At 35.9% G+C, this 18248-nt stretch carries 18 protein-coding genes; 13 read left to right on the forward strand and 5 right to left on the reverse strand.

What is annotated here, in order from left to right; genetic code table 11:
• Nucleotides 1-315 precede the first annotated feature (315 nt).
• On the forward strand, nucleotides 316-900 hold the full coding sequence (locus GGQ92_RS03910) for a cob(I)yrinic acid a,c-diamide adenosyltransferase (RefSeq protein ID WP_184244821.1): 585 nt from the start codon (nucleotides 316-318) through the stop codon (nucleotides 898-900).
• 158 nt (nucleotides 901-1058) lie between these two features.
• Nucleotides 1059-1808: an SDR family NAD(P)-dependent oxidoreductase gene (locus GGQ92_RS03915; protein ID WP_184244823.1), complete on the forward strand. Its 750-nt coding sequence runs from the start codon at nucleotides 1059-1061 to the stop codon at nucleotides 1806-1808.
• A 61-nt stretch (nucleotides 1809-1869) separates the two neighbouring features.
• Here GGQ92_RS03915 and GGQ92_RS03920 read toward each other — a convergent pair whose 3' ends face one another.
• Nucleotides 1870-3057 (reverse strand): multidrug effflux MFS transporter, encoded by a 1188-nt coding sequence (locus GGQ92_RS03920; RefSeq protein WP_184244825.1) that lies wholly within the window; start codon nucleotides 3055-3057, stop codon nucleotides 1870-1872.
• Nucleotides 3058-3305: 248 nt separating this feature from the next.
• Between GGQ92_RS03920 and GGQ92_RS03925 the strand changes: the two genes are divergently transcribed.
• On the forward strand, nucleotides 3306-4142 hold the full coding sequence (locus GGQ92_RS03925) for a glycosyltransferase family 8 protein (protein WP_221437229.1): 837 nt from the start codon (nucleotides 3306-3308) through the stop codon (nucleotides 4140-4142).
• Between the two features lie 34 nt (nucleotides 4143-4176).
• On the opposite strand, the gene GGQ92_RS03930 is transcribed toward GGQ92_RS03925, so the two are convergent.
• The gene (locus tag GGQ92_RS03930) at nucleotides 4177-4773 is read right to left on the reverse strand and encodes a TetR/AcrR family transcriptional regulator (protein ID WP_184244829.1); all 597 of its coding nucleotides are present in this window, start codon (nucleotides 4771-4773) and stop codon (nucleotides 4177-4179) included.
• A gap of 119 nt (nucleotides 4774-4892) precedes the next feature.
• Here GGQ92_RS03930 and GGQ92_RS03935 point away from each other — a divergent pair, with 119 nt between their 5' ends.
• The 7 genes from GGQ92_RS03935 (at nucleotide 4893) to GGQ92_RS03965 (ending at nucleotide 15126) form a co-directional block, all read left to right on the forward strand.
• Nucleotides 4893-5399: an HXXEE domain-containing protein gene (locus tag GGQ92_RS03935; RefSeq protein WP_184244831.1), complete on the forward strand. Its 507-nt coding sequence runs from the start codon at nucleotides 4893-4895 to the stop codon at nucleotides 5397-5399.
• A 104-nt stretch (nucleotides 5400-5503) separates the two neighbouring features.
• Nucleotides 5504-7033: a TIGR02677 family protein gene (locus GGQ92_RS03940; RefSeq protein WP_246384029.1), complete on the forward strand. Its 1530-nt coding sequence runs from the start codon at nucleotides 5504-5506 to the stop codon at nucleotides 7031-7033.
• On the forward strand, nucleotides 7030-8193 hold the full coding sequence (locus GGQ92_RS03945; RefSeq protein WP_184244833.1) for a TIGR02678 family protein: 1164 nt from the start codon (nucleotides 7030-7032) through the stop codon (nucleotides 8191-8193). The genes GGQ92_RS03940 and GGQ92_RS03945 overlap by 4 nt, the downstream gene beginning before the upstream one ends.
• Nucleotides 8186-12322, forward strand: a complete 4137-nt coding sequence (locus GGQ92_RS03950; protein WP_184244835.1) for a TIGR02680 family protein — start codon at nucleotides 8186-8188, stop codon at nucleotides 12320-12322. The genes GGQ92_RS03945 and GGQ92_RS03950 overlap by 8 nt, the downstream gene beginning before the upstream one ends.
• A gap of 12 nt (nucleotides 12323-12334) precedes the next feature.
• Nucleotides 12335-13624 carry a TIGR02679 family protein gene (locus GGQ92_RS03955; protein ID WP_184244837.1) on the forward strand — a complete coding sequence of 430 codons (1290 nt, stop codon included), beginning with the start codon at nucleotides 12335-12337 and terminating at the stop codon, nucleotides 13622-13624.
• A 183-nt stretch (nucleotides 13625-13807) separates the two neighbouring features.
• Nucleotides 13808-14320 carry a hypothetical protein gene (locus tag GGQ92_RS03960; protein WP_184244839.1) on the forward strand — a complete coding sequence of 171 codons (513 nt, stop codon included), beginning with the start codon at nucleotides 13808-13810 and terminating at the stop codon, nucleotides 14318-14320.
• Between the two features lie 26 nt (nucleotides 14321-14346).
• Complete coding sequence (locus tag GGQ92_RS03965; RefSeq protein ID WP_184244841.1) at nucleotides 14347-15126, forward strand: hypothetical protein; 780 nt, start codon at nucleotides 14347-14349, stop codon at nucleotides 15124-15126.
• 46 nt (nucleotides 15127-15172) lie between these two features.
• On the opposite strand, the gene GGQ92_RS03970 is transcribed toward GGQ92_RS03965, so the two are convergent.
• Both GGQ92_RS03970 and GGQ92_RS03975 read right to left on the reverse strand, forming a co-directional pair.
• The gene (locus GGQ92_RS03970) at nucleotides 15173-15469 is read right to left on the reverse strand and encodes a spore coat protein (protein WP_184244843.1); all 297 of its coding nucleotides are present in this window, start codon (nucleotides 15467-15469) and stop codon (nucleotides 15173-15175) included.
• Complete coding sequence (locus tag GGQ92_RS03975; RefSeq protein ID WP_184244845.1) at nucleotides 15466-15672, reverse strand: amidohydrolase family protein; 207 nt, start codon at nucleotides 15670-15672, stop codon at nucleotides 15466-15468. Before GGQ92_RS03975 ends, GGQ92_RS03970 begins: the two co-directional genes overlap by 4 nt.
• 152 nt (nucleotides 15673-15824) lie before the next feature.
• Here GGQ92_RS03975 and GGQ92_RS03980 point away from each other — a divergent pair, with 152 nt between their 5' ends.
• Genes GGQ92_RS03980 through GGQ92_RS03990 form a run of 3 tightly spaced genes read left to right on the forward strand, consistent with a single transcriptional unit; the run spans nucleotide 15825 to nucleotide 17557 of the window.
• Nucleotides 15825-16031 (forward strand): spore coat protein, encoded by a 207-nt coding sequence (locus GGQ92_RS03980; RefSeq protein ID WP_184244846.1) that lies wholly within the window; start codon nucleotides 15825-15827, stop codon nucleotides 16029-16031.
• A gap of 15 nt (nucleotides 16032-16046) precedes the next feature.
• A complete protein-coding gene (locus GGQ92_RS03985) occupies nucleotides 16047-16406 on the forward strand; it encodes a spore coat protein (protein ID WP_184244848.1) in 360 nt (119 codons plus the stop codon).
• A 14-nt stretch (nucleotides 16407-16420) separates the two neighbouring features.
• On the forward strand, nucleotides 16421-17557 hold the full coding sequence (locus GGQ92_RS03990) for a zinc-dependent alcohol dehydrogenase (RefSeq protein WP_184244850.1): 1137 nt from the start codon (nucleotides 16421-16423) through the stop codon (nucleotides 17555-17557).
• A 68-nt stretch (nucleotides 17558-17625) separates the two neighbouring features.
• Here the strand turns inward: GGQ92_RS03990 and GGQ92_RS03995 are convergent, their stop codons facing one another.
• Nucleotides 17626-18069: a hypothetical protein gene (locus tag GGQ92_RS03995; RefSeq protein ID WP_184244852.1), complete on the reverse strand. Its 444-nt coding sequence runs from the start codon at nucleotides 18067-18069 to the stop codon at nucleotides 17626-17628.
• Nucleotides 18070-18248: the final 179 nt, after the last annotated feature.

The raw sequence follows: 18248 nt of genomic DNA on the forward strand, positions 1-18248 counted from the left end.
TGGTTTTCTGGTCATTAGTGAATCTCCTCAGACTTTTATTTGATTCAAGTTTAGATGACCTTAACGAATCTGTCCAACTAAGTGTAACCTATCCACTCTCGATAAACAACACGCGACTCTAGATAGAATCAATCTACTCTCGATAGACAGCACACGAGTCCAGATAGAATCGAACCACTCTCGATAGACAACACACGACTCCAGATAGAACAACTAGCTAACATCCTCTTATTCATTTCATTAGTCTTTCCGGCTAAAATCAGGCAATTCGATTATAATAGAATTGATCGAAGGAATCGAAAGGAAGAGATTTATATGAAACTATATACAAAAACAGGTGATAAAGGGAGAACAAGTGTGATTGGCTCAAGACTATCCAAAGATGATGTCAGAGTGGAAGCAATCGGCACGCTAGACGAAGTGAATTCTTATCTCGGAAAAGCTGTATCAGAGTTAGACGATGAACATTTCGCTGATCTAATTGCTGACTTAGTAAAGATCCAGCATGAAATCTTTGACTGTGGATCTGAGCTGTCCAATACATCAAACGAAAAGCCACATCAATTATCAGAAGAACCGATTGAATATTTAGAATCTAAAATTGATCAGTGGACAGAAGAAGCACCAGCACTCGAAAAATTCATTTTACCAGGAGGAGCTCCTGCAGCTGCTACTATACATATAGCGAGAACTGTAACGAGACGAGCGGAGAGAAGAATCGTCACACTCATGAATCAAGAGGAAAACATCTCACATATACCACTTCAGTATATTAACCGTTTATCTGATTTCTTATTTGCAGCAGCTCGAATCGTTAATTCACGCATACAGGTTCGTGATGTAGAATATGAACGAAGTGCAAAGGTATTTCATTTTAAAGACAAAAATAATAAAGAATAAAATATTTACTAAGATCAGAATGCTCCGCTTAGGCGGGCATAATTCTATATATGCTCAAACATTCACAAAATTGTCGTAGTTTTCTCGACTATTTCCAACATTAGGTGGAAGACTACATGTAGAGGCACTTATTCACGATGCTAAAGGAGGAAATATATATGTCCGAACGATTTAAAGACAAAGTAGCTATTGTTACAGGTGGAGCAAGTGGAATTGGTGAGGCGAGTGTTATTCAATTTGCTAAGGAAGGCGCCCGAGTAGTTATTTCCGATATGTCAGAGGCAGGTAAAGAACTGTCTGCAGATTTAAATGAAAAAGGCTCTGAAACCATCTTTGTACAAGCAGATGTTACAAAAGAAGAGGATGTAAAAAATCTAGTTCAAAAAGCTGTAGATGAATTTGGTAGTGTCGATGTTATGTTTGCGAATGCAGGGATAGGTGCTATGTCCTTATTACATGAAACAGACTATACAGATTTTAAAAAAGTTATCGATGTTAATTTAAACGGAGTGTTCCTATGTAATAAATATGCGATTGAGCAAATGCTAAAGCAAGAAAATGGTGGCGCAATTGTAAATAATGATTCTATCCATGGTGTTGTAGGTAAAGTAGGAGTGGGTCCTTATGCTGCAGCAAAAGGTGGAGTAAAATTATTAACACAGACGGCTGCTGCTGAGTACTCTGCAAAAGGTATTCGAGTAAATAATATTAATCCAGGTTATATTGAAACACCATTACTTTCAGGTGTACCATCGGAAGTGAAAAACGAGCTTGTAAATCTTCATCCAATTGGAAGACTAGGGAAACCAGAAGAAGTAGCCAAAGCTGTCGCATTCCTAGCAAGTGATGACGCATCATTTATCACAGGAGCAAGCTTATTAGTGGATGGCGGTTATACAGCAGTATAGTTGTCTTACGATTCAGATAAAAAGACTCTACATCTAATGTCGATGTAGAGTTTTTTCTGCATTATCCCTTTCTCACTAAAAAGATATTCGCACACGCTGCTAATAGAGTCGACGTAAAAATGATAATACCGAAAGGAATCGCTGAGTACTCTCCGGCAATCCCCACAAGTGGGGAAGAGATTGATCCTAGTAAGAATGGTAGAACTCCGAGTAGTGCAGACGCACTTCCAGCAATATGGCCCTGTGTTTCAATTGCTAAAGTAAACGCAATTGGGTTAATAACCCCTAAGGAGAACAATAAGCAGAATAAGGTGATAACAATAGCATACAACGGTCCATTCGCTAAAATAACAATGAAGACAGCTGCACTACTAATAACTGCTAAGATTAACCCGATTCGTAATAATCGTAGAGCTTTCATTTTTCCAGCTAAGCGATTAACAACTTGTGCACCTATAATTAAAGCAATCCCATTTACAGCAAATAATATCGAAAATACTTGTGGAGAAACACCATGAATTTTTTGATAGATAAATGGTGTTCCAGCAACATAAGCAAAAATACCAGACATCATTAAACCTTGAGTTAATGCATATCCCATAAACACTTTATTACGTAATAAGTTACCAAAATTGATCGCTAACTTCTTTAAATTTGCAGGTACACGCTTCTCTTTAGGGAGTGTTTCTTTCAACCGAAAGAACGTCATTGCTGTTAAAAGTACGCCTAATCCAGTAAGGAAAATAAAAACTCCCATCCATGGTGTAAAGGAAAGAATCATTCCTCCTGATAGTGGTGCAACTAATGGTGCCACACTGGAAACAAGTACGATCATGGCAAAGAATTTAGTTAATTCAACCCCACTGTATAAATCACGAGCGATAGCACGAGAGATAACCAACCCTGCTGCTCCTGCAAAGCCTTGGATAAAACGCATAATTACTAATGTCAAAATATTTGGCGCAAAGGCACAGGCTAAGGAAGCCAGTGTAAAAACAATCATCGAAATAAATAGAGGCGTTCGCCGTCCATATACATCGCTCATTGTTCCAATTATTATTTGACCTAACCCAACACCTAATAAGGAAGCGGTTAAACTACCTTGAATAGAGGACGCACTGGTGTTAAAATACTCCGCCATTTCCGGAAATGCTGGTAGATACATATCGAAAGTAAATGGGCCTAATGCAGAAAATACGCCAAGTATCAGAGCGAATCGGAAAGACTGTTTTTTTGTAATTTGTGTCATAGTAAATTCCTCTAGCTTTCATATAAAATTTTCTGTTATTTTTCTACTAATACAGTATGCGCTGAAAACGTTGTAATTTCAACTTCGTTGTTTCATAGATTTGTATAAATTATTTTAGACCGAATTCGAAAAAGGTAATAAAATAGTAAGGAAAGAGGTAATTCGCACTTGAAGGAATGATGTAGACGTGTATTGTCAATGCTTGAGAGGAGAACTTCGTATAAAATTTAATAATGGAGTGTTGCAATTTGAATATATTAGTCACATTAAATGCGAATTATATTAAGCCGTTAAAAGTAATGTTACAGTCTTTATTCCTGAATAATCCAAAAGAAGAATTCACCATCTACCTGATGCATTCATCTCTTACATTTGAAGAAGTTACGGAATTGAAAAGCTTTGTTCGACAACAAAGTCATGAGTTAAACGACATTTTGATTGATTCGGATATCTTTGTTAAAGCCCCTATTATCAAACACTTTTCGATAGAAATGTATTATCGATTATTAGCTTATAAATTTTTACCGGCCCATTTAGAGCGTATTTTATACTTGGATCCAGATATTCTCGTCATTAACGAATTGAGTGACTTGTATAATGAAGACTTAGAAGGATATTTGTATGCAGCTGCTTATCATGATTTCGCGTCCGTGAAAGAAATAAATAAGCTAAGATGGAGGAAATATGACATTGAGGCCTACTATAATTCCGGAGTTCTATTAATGAATTTAGAAGAACAGCGAAAAAGGATTAAAGAGGAAGATATCTTTCAGTTTGTAGAGGAAAATAGAAAAAAATTGATCTTGCCAGACCAGGATATTATCAATGGACTTTACTCGAAATTCATAAAAAACATCAATGAAATTCAATATAACTTTGATGCTAGATCCTATTATTATTATAGATGGATGAGTAAAAATACAATAGATCTTGACTATGTTATGAACCATACTGCGATCATTCATTTTTGTGGTAAAAAGAAACCTTGGCATCCAAACTATAAAGGAAAGTTTCACTCTCTATATAAACATTATGAGCGCTTAACGAAAAAATATCATATTAATGTAATTAGTGAATTAGGGTAGAAAAAGCCGATGAAACCATCAGCTTTTTCTGCACCTATTTACATAATGATTGTAGGTGATAGTTTAATGTATCCATCATTTGTTGGCGAGTGAAATATTCAGGGTTTAGTAAATGGTGTGTTGCCATTCCATCGACTAATGCGTGAAGTCTGTTCGCCTCTAACTCAATGTCAATATCGTCTTTTGTAAGGTTTGAAGATTGCAACATATAAATAGCTTTTTTCAAGCCTTGATGCATGTCTTGATAAACTGCATTACTTCGCTCACGTAACGCTGTATCCACCAATACTTTTGCAGAAAATGCTAACCACACCTCCATTTCTATTTTCCGATCTTCATCAATTGGAAGGACTTCATAGATACCTTCAGTTACAACATCTAAAGGGTTGACCTCTTTTATATGCTTTCGTATTTTAATTCTTTCGAGAACTCGTTCAGAGACTAAGTCCATAGAAAAGGCTAGTAACTCGGATTGTGAAGCGAAATAATATCGAATAGCACCTACTGAAAGACCTGAAGCTTGAGCTATATTCCTCACTGTTGCTTGTTCTATACCTTCTTTGATAATAACATTCCATGTTGCTTCCGCTATTTGGATCTTACGTTTATTATGATCTACTATTTTTGGCATATATTTATAGTAACACACTTGTATTAAATAATCGATTCTGCTATTATTTAATTAATACGTTTGTATTAAAAAGATATATTATACAACTATAAAAAATAGGTTAAATTGGGGGAGAATAAATGGACATGAATTTATGGATAGTTGGGTTTATTATTATTTTTATGCTACATAATTTAGAAGAAATCATCATGATCGAGAAATGGATGGGGAAGGTTTATCCACGTGTAATAGAGAAAATTCCTGATACGATTCAGAAAGAATTAAATAAAAGTAAGAACATTACATCTAGCCAGTTTGCGGTAGTGGTATTTATGGTATCAATATTCGCTTCCATTATCATCATGATTGCTATCACAACAGATCGATATTCTTTGTTTTTCGGGCTTAACCTAATATTCGCGCTTAATATTTTTACACATCCATTACAATCGTTGTATTTGCGAGCTTATACTCCAGGACTTCTAACCTCATTATTGCTCATCATACCCTACAATATTTTCTTTCTTAATTTCTACATCACGTCCGAACATTTTACAAAATCCACTTTACTAGAATCCATCATTCTATTGATAATTTTTATACCAATTTTTATACTCAGTCATCGTATAGGGAAGAAATGGGATTAAAAGTTGTTTGTATAGTAAATTAAATTACATGATTCCCGCTTCATAGACCGCGCTTATGAATAAAAAACCGACACAAATAGACTAATTGTGTTGAAGAAGTTAGAATGGTAGAAAAGGACGTCGTAAGAGCAAAGGTAGGTGGGAGCATGTTTAAACGAGTAACAGAAGCAACCTATTTAACAGCTGATAATGCATGGCGTTATCGAGCGATATTAAGATACTTTTACATTCAACATGAAAGGATGAGGGAATTTCTTTTCCCGGAAGAAATTTTCGAACATTTGAAAGAAATCCATGAATTCCAAGAGTATACAGTAGAAGCTTTACATCTTGATTTAGATGCATTAGTTCGATGGGGTAATTTAATTGCTAGACAAGAGATGGGAAAATCCAGAACAGTCGAAGAATTTAAAAAGAAACGTTTCCGATATCAGTGTACACCTTATACTGTTGAATTTGAGCGAATGCTCATCATTTTGGAAGGTATGGGAGAAACCTTCGGAGGCTCTTTAGAAAGAACACAATTTGAGCGTTTGTACCAGGCTTTACTTAAAATTGAGCAGATTGCTTTAGGTAACTTACATGAATCGAATGAAGAGAGTGCACAAGTATGGGAAGATGTGTTAACGTATTTTCGCCAAATCACTCAAAACACTTCAGATTATATCGCTTATATTAATAGTGAAGATGTGGAAGATAGGATGCAAACCGAAGCGTTTCTCGTCTATAAAGATCAATTTACTACGTATTTACGTGACTTCATTATTGCTTTACAAGGAACTGCGGTACAAATTCAAGACTTACTTCGTGGGATTTATCCGCAAAATCTCCAACGTTTCTTTGATCAGGTAATGGGGCATCAACAGCAAGCATTTCGTTTTGAAGAGATTGAGAAAGAAGTAGAAGACCCTTATGAAGAGTACCGAGAAAAATGGTTAAGTATCAAATTTTGGTTTCTTGGTAATGAACATGGAGATAGTCAATACGAGATGCTACAACAGCGAACAAATGAATCGATACGACGGATAACAAGAGTTGTCCAACGACTTGGCGAACGACATCGACTCTTTCGTAGTCGAAAGAAAGATTATCTTCATCTTGCTAAATGGTTTGAATCAATCGAAAAGATGGAGGAAGCACACCAATTGTCATCGGTAGCCTTTGGCGTATTTCATACTCGTCATTTTCACATTGACCATATACCAACAGAAGATATTTATACGGATATTTGGGATGAACAACCAATGGAACACGAGACAAAACCAATCGTTCGAAATTATCGGGAAAAGACACGTCCTGGAGCTGTAACAGATAACAAAGAAATGAAAGAAAAAATGAAGAAAATCCATCTAGAAAAGAAACAACGAGAGAGAAAGCTAATCGAGCAATACATACACAATCATCAAATAAAAGTGGAGGATCTACCAATTGTAGAATCACACGTACGGAAGTTGTTATTATCTTGGATTGGGAAGGCCATGGCACGCAAAGATCGTACGATAAAAACGGAATTTGGTACGAACGTCCATGTTGTCCTAAGTGATGACCGTGTTGAATTACATTCTGAAGATGGCAAACTCGAAATGCCGAAAGCTGTCTTTGAGTTTGTTGATAGGGAGGTGGACAACGTATGAAACTTTCAAATTTTGATGAAAAATCCCAAGAAGCTTTAGGGATTCTGTTCGAACAGTTTTGGGTATTGCGACAAGAAGAGCCTGAGGTATATCAGTTCATTCGAGAACGAGAAACAGGGATCAAAAAGTATGTTTCCGAAAAGTTTGGCTTTGATTTAATTGTCCATCAACATTTTATTAAGCTTGAGAAAATTCCAGTAGACCCAAAAGGTTGGATGGGAATTCAAGATTTTGTAGAACCACGTGACTATGCGATCTTTTGCTGTGGATTAGCCTTCACAGAACAACAATCTGTTGATGAGCAATTTTTGTTGTCGGATATTTCCGAAGAGATACAGGATATGTATCCAGGTGAATTTTCATTAGATTGGACGAACTATCAACATCGAAAATCGCTAGTTCGGGCATTAAAGAAGATGGTCGATTTGCACATTATAAAAGAAGTAGATGGGGACATTGAAGTCTTTGCGAATAATGAAGAACAGGAAGTGCTGTATGAAGTGACTGTATACGCTCGATATTTCATGCGCTCTTATCCAGATGATTTATATCAATATCAGACGATGCGAGAAATACTTGATAGTGAATGGCAACGGCACCAAGCTGATGCAAGAAGGAAGCGCGTTTATCGTAAATTGATGTTTTCTCCTGTAGTCTACCGAGAACACGAGGAGGATCAAGATTTTGCCTACATACGAAATTATCGCAATAGACTGCGAGATGACTTAGAGGAAAATACACCGCTTCACTTGGAAGTCTTTAAAAATGCAGCCATGCTCGTTATGCCAGAGCGAAAACAGCGGTACACATTATTCCCTGATCAAAAAGCGATTACAAATATTGCACTACATTTTCAGTCATATATAAGAAAACACCTAGATCAATTTTCTATTAATTCATTTGGAGAAATTAAACTAACGATGGCAGATTTTACCCAACTAGTAGATACAGTGAAAAAAATAAAAGGTCATGGCTGGAGCAAGAAATATCGTGATATTTCTTATACAGCGATTGCAGAAGAACTATTACAATTGTATAAGGAATGGGAAATGGTTGAAGTAGAAGAGGATACAAATATACTCACTTTGAAATCGACAATCGCACGGATGATAGGAGACTATCCAAGTGATTTTCTTATGGAGGTGAAGGATAGTGAATAAATGGCAGATTAACCGAGCTGGATTGTTAAACTTTTGGTACTACGATGAGGAGTTTTTTACTTTTGCAAACGGGAAGCTATTACTTCGAGGCAGTAATGGATCTGGTAAATCGGTAACAATGCAAAGTTTTTTGCCTGTTTTATTGGATGGTAAAACGTCTCCAGATCGGTTGGATCCGTTTGGTTCAAAAGCGCGCCGAATGGAAGACTATTTGCTTGGAGAGAAGGACATTGTTGATCGTGATGAAAGAACAGGCTATTTGTTTATGGAATTTAAACGACAAGGAATGGATCAATTCATGACTATCGGAATTGGCTTACAAGCGAAACGTCATAAACAAATGAAGTTTTGGGGGTTTGTCATTACAGATAATCGCCGAATAGGCCATGATATGAATCTTTATAAAATGGAAAACAATGCTGGAGAAAAACAAAAAATACCATTATCACGTGTAGAGTTAGAAAATTTAATTCAAGACGGTGGATTTGTCGTTCAAACAAAATCAGAGTATATGAATTTAGTAAATAAATATTTATTTGGGTTTGAAACGATTGAAGCATATGAAGATTTAATAAAATTGCTCATCCAACTGCGAAGTCCAAAGTTATCAAAAGATTTCAGGCCGTCTGTCATTTATGAGATTTTAGAAGCTGCTTTACCACCTTTATCTGATGAAGATTTGCGACATTTATCAGATACGATTGAACAAATGGATCAAACCAAACAGCAGATAGAACAATTAGATCGAGAAGCATCTGCTATAAAACGTTTAAATGAAGTATATGATTTGTATAATCAATATTTACTTGCCGATCAAGCGAATGAGTTTCGTTCCTCTAGTAAACGTTTAGTTAAGGAAAAATCTGAATATAAGCAATACAATGATAAACGGACACAATTAGATGAAGAAATTAATCAATTAAACGAACAAATTAGAGATTTACGCTTGCAAAAAGAGACGAATAAAAAGCAAGAAGAACGACTACGGTCACACAAAGTATGGAATCTAGAAAAAGAACGAAGCGAGGAATTCGAAAAGCTTCAACAAGAAAAGCAAAGTCTAGCACAAAGGGAAATCAGATTTCAAGATCGTCGTAAAAAAGAAAACTCCTTTTTACTAGAAAAGAACGATATCGAGGCGATGAATGATGAACGAATGCACACAATCGAGGATTTGCTTTTTGATATGGAACAAGATGCGGAGGAGTCAGCCTTTTTAGACGCGCATCGATTAAACAAACAGGATTATGAACGTCATCAACAGGAGAGCTTTGATTTTAGTGTATGGATGAAAGAAACGAGTGAACATTTAACTCAACTCGAAGAAATAAAAGAGAAACTACAAGAATTTGAGACATTAAAGACCAGATTTCAAGAAAAAGATAAGGAATTAGCGAATGAAAATCAACTCCTTGATGAAGTTACGTTTCAAGAGCAAGATTGGAATAGGCTATTTGAAGAGGACAAGGAAAAGAAATTAAGCGAAATCCATTCCTGGTTAGGAGATACCGAATGGTTAGATATCGATAGTGAATCATTGCAAGGCGTTTCCAGAAACATTCATTCTTTATATGAACCTAGTAGTTATGATGTGGTGAAGGAGCCATTTAGACAAGCTGTCTTAGATTACGAGCGCAAACAAGGACAGAAGGTGTCGGAATTAACATTCCAGCAAGAAAAATTGGAAGAGGAAATAAAGGAAAAAGAAAAGCTGCTCCAAGAATGGAAAGATAAGACAGACCCAGAACCGGAAATGGACCAACTTACAAGGGAAGCTAGACAACTATTACGAAAAAAAGGCATAGACTATATTCCTTTTTATGCGGCGGTGGAATTCCAACCACATGTTCATTCGGATGTAAGAAGAAGAATAGAGGCTGCCATTATCGATAGTGGTATGTTAGATGCTTTAATTGTAGGAGAAGAAATAAAATTACAGCATGATCGAATGTTATCTCCAAAGCCACAAATGATGGCATACACATTAGCGGATTATTTACAGCCTGATGTTAACGAAGAAAGTATTATTTCGCCAAGAATAGTTGCGGATGTATTAAGCAGTATTACAATTGGAGATACGGACGAAGGCGCATTATTCTCGATAACAGAAGAAGGTCATTATCAATTAGGATTATTAAAAGGTCATGCACTGCCAGTAAGTGAAGTTAGATTTATTGGTCGTAATGCTAGAAAAAGATTTAGAGAAGAACAAATAGAGATCATTCAAGCAGAGATTGCGATATTAAAAGAAAGTAAACAAACATATCTTTCAGAATTAGAAAATGTTCGCGCAACGATTGAACGAGCAAAAACTAGATTTGACCAATTTCCAAATGATGAAGATTTACAAGAAAGTTTTCGACAAATAACCGACGTAAGATTAAAGATTAAGCACCACAACGTTCAAGTAGAAAGACTATCTAGGGAGTTAAAAGAAATCCACAACAACTATTCGGAAGTAAAGCAAAGAATTAATGAAAAAGCGAGGGCTTTTAATCTCGAAATAAGTTGGGATGCTTACCAGCAGGCTATTTCCGTAATGAAACGATATGAAAAAGACTTATCTAGATTGGAAAAACAGCATCTTCAATATATCAACGATTGGAGAAGACAGCACGATATTATGGCAAGACTTGATGAATTAGAGCAAGAAATATTGGAGGTTCAAGGCGAAATAAATATTTCTGAAGACAAAATAAAAGAAATGGAACAGAATATAGAGCACATTGAACAACAATTAACGCAACAAGGTGTAGGTGATATAAGGCAACAAATAATGGATGTACAACAAGCATTAAGTAAAATTCAAAATGATTTAAGAGACAAGGAAATAACGTTGTCTCGAAAGGAAGCCGAACAAGACCATGTTCAGCAAGATATAAAAGTTAAAGAGAATCAGGTTTTGTTCTGGGAAAACATGGAGAAGGCATGGAAATCCTCATTCGAACAAGAAGTACATCGTGGATTCCTCGAACTTGATACAGAAAATGATATTCAGGAAGTAGCCACTACTGTACTTCAATCATATCGACACATACTGAAAGAAAAAGACCGTGGAAAACTGGTATCACAGCTAACGCAGGAGTATTTTCGACAACATAGCGATCTAATCGAGTATCGCCCGAATATCTTCAACGCACCATTTACAAAACCGAAGTGGATGGATGAATTAGTAAATGAAGAAAATATGCCTTATATCGAACAGTGGATACAAAAAGTTGATCGCCAATTGATTGAGCTAGATTATCAAGGTAAACAAGTGAGCCCATATACTGTGCAACAGAAGGTTGAATTAGAGCAAGAGCGCCAAGAAAGCTTACTCAATGAACAAGACCAAGCATTATATGAGGAGATATTGTTCCATTCTGTTGGTCAAAAATTACGAGCGCGAATACGCCGTGCAGAGCAATGGGTCCATAAAATGAAACAACTCATGGAAACAAGGGATACATCCTCTGGCCTATCCTTCTCGATTAGGTGGAAACCGCGAACAGCAGATGCAGAGACGGAGATGGACACGGTTGATTTAGTACATTTATTAAGACAAGATGCGAAGCTATTAAAAGAAGAAGATATCGAGAAAATTATGATTCATTTTCGTTCAAAAATTTCCAAAGCGAGAGAAATGCTTGGAGACAGTAGTGAGATGCAAACATTACTTCAAGTGTTAAAGGAGGTTCTCGATTATCGTAAATGGTTTTCATTTGTCCTTCATTTCCAAAGAGAAGGTGAGAATAAACGAGAACTTACTAATAATCAATTTTATAAGTTTAGTGGTGGAGAGAAAGCAATGGCTATGTACATTCCTTTATTTACTGCTTGTTATTCACGTTACTTGGAAGCGGCTGATGATGCACCATATATCATTTCTTTAGATGAAGCTTTTGCAGGAGTAGATGAAAATAATATTCGTGAGATGTTTGAAATAGTGGAGCAGTTAGGGTTTAACTATATTATGAACTCGCAAGTATTGTGGGGTGACTATGACACAATTAGTAAATTATCCATCAGTGAACTAGTACGGCCAAAAAACGCTAGCTTTGTAAGTGTTATTCGATATCATTGGGATGGTAGTAAAATGAATATGGAAATTCCTGATGAGAGGGAAGAGGAGCAATCATTTGTGTGAGGATGAAGAATCATGATAAAAGCAGCACTCGCATATTTTAGAGAAAATAACTACTATGATCGTTTATTTATTTTATTCAGGAAAAAGTATGAATCGTTAGGACGTATTGGCGGGACTGTTAAAATAGATTCCCTTCGTGACAAGGAATTAGAGGCAGTAGCTCGCTTTTTTGGAAAAACTACGACTGACTTACAACGAATGGAAAAAGTATCGTTGGAAAGTTTTGAGAAACAATTAAAAAACACTAAATTTGCTAGTCTGGATTTAAAAGAGTTGTTAGAGGCCTATTTTGAAGAACCGCTTGTTTCCAAGAAAGAGAAAAAAGAGATGGCAGAGCAAAGGACCAAGCATTTTTTTGACCAGTTAGCTAGTAAATACCCTGGGATTAATAACTGGTTGAACTATGTTAGAAAAAAATCGTCTGATACGTATTGGATTTATCGTTTAATGGCTGATTCACCAGAGGAATTTTTGATGAAAGCTTGTCATTTAGAACATGCAATCGCTCATTTACCAAGCGAATTAGAACGATTACCAATGTTTAGTCAGCGAATTACTCGTGATCCCCATGCTTTTGATTTAAATACTATTTTAGGTAGACTGTTTGTCCATTTGTTAGCAGTAGATAAATGTAAAGGGAATGCTGTTATTGTACCAACAGATAGTGAGGGCATCAACGAATTGCTGCTATCCTACAACATACTACGAGACGATATTACGAATTATGTAACGTGTGCAAATTTACTAGCAGAATCGACGGAAGGATCACATCCCATGTGGGAAGCAGCAGCAAGAACACAAAGTGTCTTGAACATGCCTCTCCGTGAATTAATTGGGCTTACAAGTGTTTATCCAGCTGGCAATAAAAAAATGGTGTGGATTGTGGAGAACTCCGGGGTCTATTCAAGTATTTTAGACAAATTACCTGATGCTCCACTAATTTGTACCCATGGTCAATTTAAATTGGCAGCATTAATTCTGATAGATTTATTAGTTAAGGAAGATTGCACACTTTATTATGCCGGCGATATTGACCCAGAAGGTTTAGGTATGGCGGAAAAATTAATATTAAGGCATCCTCAGAATGTGCGGTTGTGGAAGATGGACGTAAAGTCGTATCAAAAATCAATAGCCAGTATAGAACTTTCGGATGAGCGATTAAAAAAGTTAGATGCTATTGTGACGTCTGAAATGTTACCCGTAGTAAAAGAAATAAAGAAAAGAAAACGTGCTGGCTATCAAGAAGCACTTGTTAGTGAAATGATTGCTGAATTGAGTAAAGAAAACAGCCAATCCTTATAAGGAGATTTATTGGTAAAAAATAATGGTTGATAGAAAATCAAGTAAGGGAACAGATCCCTACTTGATTTTCTTACATAAGAATTAGAAAACGTATATAGAATTTGTAGTAGGTATTGTCTTTTTAACAAATACATTATAAAATGGTAGATAATACCTAAAAATGTGAAAGAAAGGAGGAGAATAATGAGAATTATTTTAGAAGTTCTTCGTTTTATGTTGGTGTTCTTCATTATTGCAACTCTAACTGGACTAGCAACTGTCATTATTACTGGACCGATATTAACGAATTTCGGATTACACCCTGATGAATTCGTTTGGATTGGATTTGTAATAGCGATACCCGTAGTCTATGCTATTTATAAAAAGAAAAAATGGGGAAATGTTATGGATAGAAAAATTTTCTGGACTTCCATTGCTGCAATTATACTTCTACTAGCTATCACTCCAGCTGCTACCACTGAGTTCTTACACACATCCAAATACGCACAAAGCTATGGTTTTCCATTCCCATTCTTAACATTATACGTAGAAAATGGATCGCAGTTTTTATTGCCAAACTTACTTTCTGGAAAATTGACAGGAAGTGCCTTGCATACGGGTGTTTTCATTAACTTTTTACTCATTTACTTTGTAGTATTTTTAGGATTCTTTCTAAAGAAAAGGGTGCTAGAAAATAGAGAAAATACGATTGGCTAACAATATTGTTTTTGTAAGGAGCATATATGTTCAGTAATGTTTTTAGAGAAGGATGGAATATTCTTCAATTAAATTGGTTGAAAATTATTGGTATGGTATTTTTCGTTTATACGATAAAACTATTGTTAGGTACATTACCTATCCAAGGAACGGTCATTATACGATTTGATCCACTTGACATTTTAACATCAGATTCGCTAGGTGAACTTGTTGTACAATCCTTCGTTAATGGTGTACTCTTTTTTATTCTTGTTCAATATATTACACTTACAGACCGAACAATGCGGGGAAGGTTTGTTAAGGCAATCACTTTTCCATTTCGGAATTTTCGTCTATTGTATAAAGGACTTATTGTTCTTTTTCTAACGTATATCCTTTTATCATTATTTGGATTGGTGGTCCTCTATTCATTTTTTGGTTTATTGATTATATTATCAGCAGGGTTAGATGGCTATTCCATCCTACTTGCTGTCATCTTTGCTCTTCTTTACGCATTGTTTATTTGGCTCTTAACTGGAATTTCTCAGGCTTTATATATCCTACATGATGATCCGTCTATTAATACGTTCAGAAGTATTGGAAGAAGCTTTGGCTTAATGAGAAGAAGTCGTTGGCCATTAATAGGCTTGTTCGTTTTAACTGGTATAGGGATAATTGTTGGAGTGTTGTTGCTTTTAGTAGGTGTAGTAATCACAATGGTTTTATTTGAAGTGTTTCGACTAGCTTTTTACAGAGAGCTTTTACGTAAGAAAAGACAACAAGAATGGCAACATAAAGTCGAAGCAGCCGTAAACGTAAATAATTAGTAAAATCAATAGCCCGTGATTTTTTACTATCCAGGCTATTGATTTTTTATTTTGCTAGCTTTAATGCTGCTTTTGCTGCTTTTTCTTCTATCTTCATTTGTTCATCTAGATTACTTGGATGATAATAACCTTTTTCAATCATATATTGACTGATTCGCTCATGTGCTTCAATCGCATCATTAAGTTGCTCACGTAAAACGTCCCTTGCCTCCGGTGTGACAGACTCTGTTAAAGCAAAGGTCAAATTCCTAACAGCAGATTTTGCATTTATCAAAAAGTCTGTTGCGATTACCTGATCGGTCATTCCACTTAACCCAGCAATTTTTTGAATCATGTTCGTCACATGACCACCTCCCTATCTTTGATTAATTTACTTAATTGTTGAACGTGCTTTTTACCTTCTGTGACATCCATTTCCAAAATGCTTTTTAATTCATCACAACCAACTAAGCCTTTCATTGTAGACGACTTTGTTAAGCAAATGTTTTTAAACGCTAGAATTTCTTGTAATTCCAATCGTTCATGCAATGCCAATCTTTCCTCCATCTTCTCACCTCAATTATCTAAACTTTCCTCTATTTTGTGTATTTTTGCGCTAGTTATTCTTTCTTATCTCCCATTTCTATATGTCGGTATATCATACACAAAGCAGGGTAAATTATGCTTAGTCTAAACAATTGAATGAGGAGGTTTTTGAATTGGCAAAAGAGGATCTCGCATTTCACGAAACAGTTGATATGCATGAAATAATGAATGCAAAAACGATTGGTTTACTGAAATCGAAACTTATACAAGGTGTCGTTTTTGATCAAGACTTACGACGACTGATTCAAAAGAATGTAGATATGACAGTTGTAGATATGAAAGAATTACGCAGGCTTTACCCTTATACAAAATCCGAGTAAGTGAGGTAATGAGAAATGAATGACTACTTAGACCCAATTAATTCAGTCGGTATGCCAGAAAAAATCGATTCCGCAATTGCGCTCGACCTATTAATTACAGTGAAGGAACTAATACGGAATTATTCCGTTGCGATTACCGAAACTGCTAGTCCAGAAGTAAGAACAACTTTACGAAATCAAATGGAAGCTGCAATTGATTATCAAACGGAAGTAATCGATTTAATGATGCAAAAGAAGTGGTTCCACCCTTATGATGTGAGTGAACAACAATTACTTGATTTAGATGCAGCCAACAATGCCATCGATATTGCTGGACTTAATCTCTTTCCAGAAAACAATAACCGAAAAGGGATGTTCCCGACACCACCCAACTAGAGAGGAGCTAGGAAATGAAAGCTGTAACGTTTCAAGGTGTTAACAATGTAGTCGTAAAAGAAGTCGAAGCACCTCGTATTCATAAACCAGACGATATTATCATCAAATTAACGAGCACTGCTATTTGTGGCTCAGATTTACATTTGATTCATGGTATGATCCCCAACTTTCAAGAAGATTATATTATCGGTCATGAACCTATGGGTATCGTAGAAGAGATCGGTCCGAATGTAACCAAGGTTAAAAAAGGTGATCGTGTTGTTATTCCTTTCAATGTGAGCTGTGGCGAGTGCTGGTTCTGTGAGAATGAATTAGAGAGTCAATGTGATAATTCGAATGATAATGGCGAAATGGGGGCCTATTTCGGATATTCAGGTACAGCTGGTGGATACCCTGGAGGGCAAGCAGAATACATGCGCGTACCATACGGGAACTTTCTGCCATTTAAAGTGCCAGAAGATAGTGAGTTAGACGAGGATAACTTACTTCTACTATCTGATGCTGGTACGACAGCCTATTGGAGTGTTGATAACTCAGGAATGAAAGAAGGGGACACTGTTGTAATCCTTGGTTGTGGACCAATTGGTTTATTAGCGCAGAAGTTTGCATGGTTAAAAGGTGCGAAACGTGTAATAGCAGTGGATTATGTAGGATACCGTCTAGACCATGCAAAGCGAACGAATCAAGTGGAGACGATTAACTTTGAGGATTATGAAAATACGGGTGAATATTTGCATGAGTTAACGAAAGGTGGAGCTGATGTAGTAATTGACTGTGTTGGAATGGATGGGAAAATGTCTGACTTAGAGTTCCTAGCTAGCGGTTTAAAGCTACATGGTGGATCAATGGGAGCACTCGTTATGGCAGCTCAAGCGGTTAAAAAAGGTGGAAACATACAAGTGACAGGTATTTATTCTGGTCGCTATAACGCTTTTCCGTTCGGTGATCTATTTCAACGGAATATCAATATACGGACAGGGCAGGCACCAGTCGTTCATTATATGCCTTATTTACATGACTTAGTTGCCAGTGGAAAAGTAGATTTAAGCGATATTATTACGCATCCTATGCCACTAGAAGAGGCAAAACGAGGATATGAAATTTTTGATGCGAAGTTAGAAAATTGTATTAAAGTAGTGCTAAAACCATAATTGTATACAAAAGCACCCCCATAAGGAAATAAGTATTTATTTTTAAATCTTTCTCCTATGGGGGTAAGTTATGAGGTCTTATTTTGCATAAACCATAGAGTAATCGTTCTCTTTTGTCTGTTTAACTTGAAAAATAGTAAGGAAAGGTGATAATAAGTATTGGAAGCGATAGTACATAGAAGAAATAACCCAAAGAGGTCCATATTCCAACTGAATGGAATAGATAAAATCACAAGGATAAGGATACCAATTACAATACCAGCTATGGAAAAAGAAAGAACGCCATATAAATAATAGACCCATCTAGGATAAATAGGTAATTTAGAAAGTATTTTATCTATAAGCATAGCGATTGGTAGTCCGAAAAATAGATAGATTGGACCTACATATATAATGGTAATAAGAAAGGATTCCAAAAAAGTAAAGTAATACTCACGAGGTAATTGTTGTTGGTAACTAAGGATATAAGTAAGTAAATAGAATAAAATTGCAAACAATATAATAGATAACACCAGTGTTAAAAATCTCCTAATTGTACTCACCACACTTTCCACACAGCGAATAGAATCTTGATCAAAAAATTGACGCTAAATTATTCAGTTCGTACATTTCCATTAGAATTATCCTCCGATATATATTTATATATGCCTCTTCATTATAACAATATATGAAAACGTAAGAACATAATTCT

Origin of the sequence: Gracilibacillus halotolerans, from assembly GCF_014206945.1 — a bacterium.
Taxonomy (GTDB): domain Bacteria; phylum Bacillota; class Bacilli; order Bacillales; family Amphibacillaceae; genus Gracilibacillus; species Gracilibacillus halotolerans.

Bases quoted from the DNA above. Each gene is read 5' to 3' on its own strand.
- GGQ92_RS03910 (WP_184244821.1), top strand. From the start codon at position 316: ATGAAACTATATACAAAAACAGGTGATAAAGGGAGAACAAGTGTGATT.
- GGQ92_RS03915 (WP_184244823.1), top strand. From the start codon at position 1,059: ATGTCCGAACGATTTAAAGACAAAGTAGCTATTGTTACAGGTGGAGCA.
- GGQ92_RS03920 (WP_184244825.1), bottom strand. From the start codon at position 3,057: ATGACACAAATTACAAAAAAACAGTCTTTCCGATTCGCTCTGATACTT.
- GGQ92_RS03930 (WP_184244829.1), bottom strand. From the start codon at position 4,773: ATGCCAAAAATAGTAGATCATAATAAACGTAAGATCCAAATAGCGGAA.
- GGQ92_RS03935 (WP_184244831.1), top strand. From the start codon at position 4,893: ATGGACATGAATTTATGGATAGTTGGGTTTATTATTATTTTTATGCTA.
- GGQ92_RS03940 (WP_246384029.1), top strand. From the start codon at position 5,504: ATGGTAGAAAAGGACGTCGTAAGAGCAAAGGTAGGTGGGAGCATGTTT.
- GGQ92_RS03945 (WP_184244833.1), top strand. From the start codon at position 7,030: ATGAAACTTTCAAATTTTGATGAAAAATCCCAAGAAGCTTTAGGGATT.
- GGQ92_RS03955 (WP_184244837.1), top strand. From the start codon at position 12,335: ATGATAAAAGCAGCACTCGCATATTTTAGAGAAAATAACTACTATGAT.
- GGQ92_RS03960 (WP_184244839.1), top strand. From the start codon at position 13,808: ATGAGAATTATTTTAGAAGTTCTTCGTTTTATGTTGGTGTTCTTCATT.
- GGQ92_RS03965 (WP_184244841.1), top strand. From the start codon at position 14,347: ATGTTCAGTAATGTTTTTAGAGAAGGATGGAATATTCTTCAATTAAAT.
- GGQ92_RS03975 (WP_184244845.1), bottom strand. From the start codon at position 15,672: ATGGAGGAAAGATTGGCATTGCATGAACGATTGGAATTACAAGAAATT.
- GGQ92_RS03985 (WP_184244848.1), top strand. From the start codon at position 16,047: ATGAATGACTACTTAGACCCAATTAATTCAGTCGGTATGCCAGAAAAA.
- GGQ92_RS03990 (WP_184244850.1), top strand. From the start codon at position 16,421: ATGAAAGCTGTAACGTTTCAAGGTGTTAACAATGTAGTCGTAAAAGAA.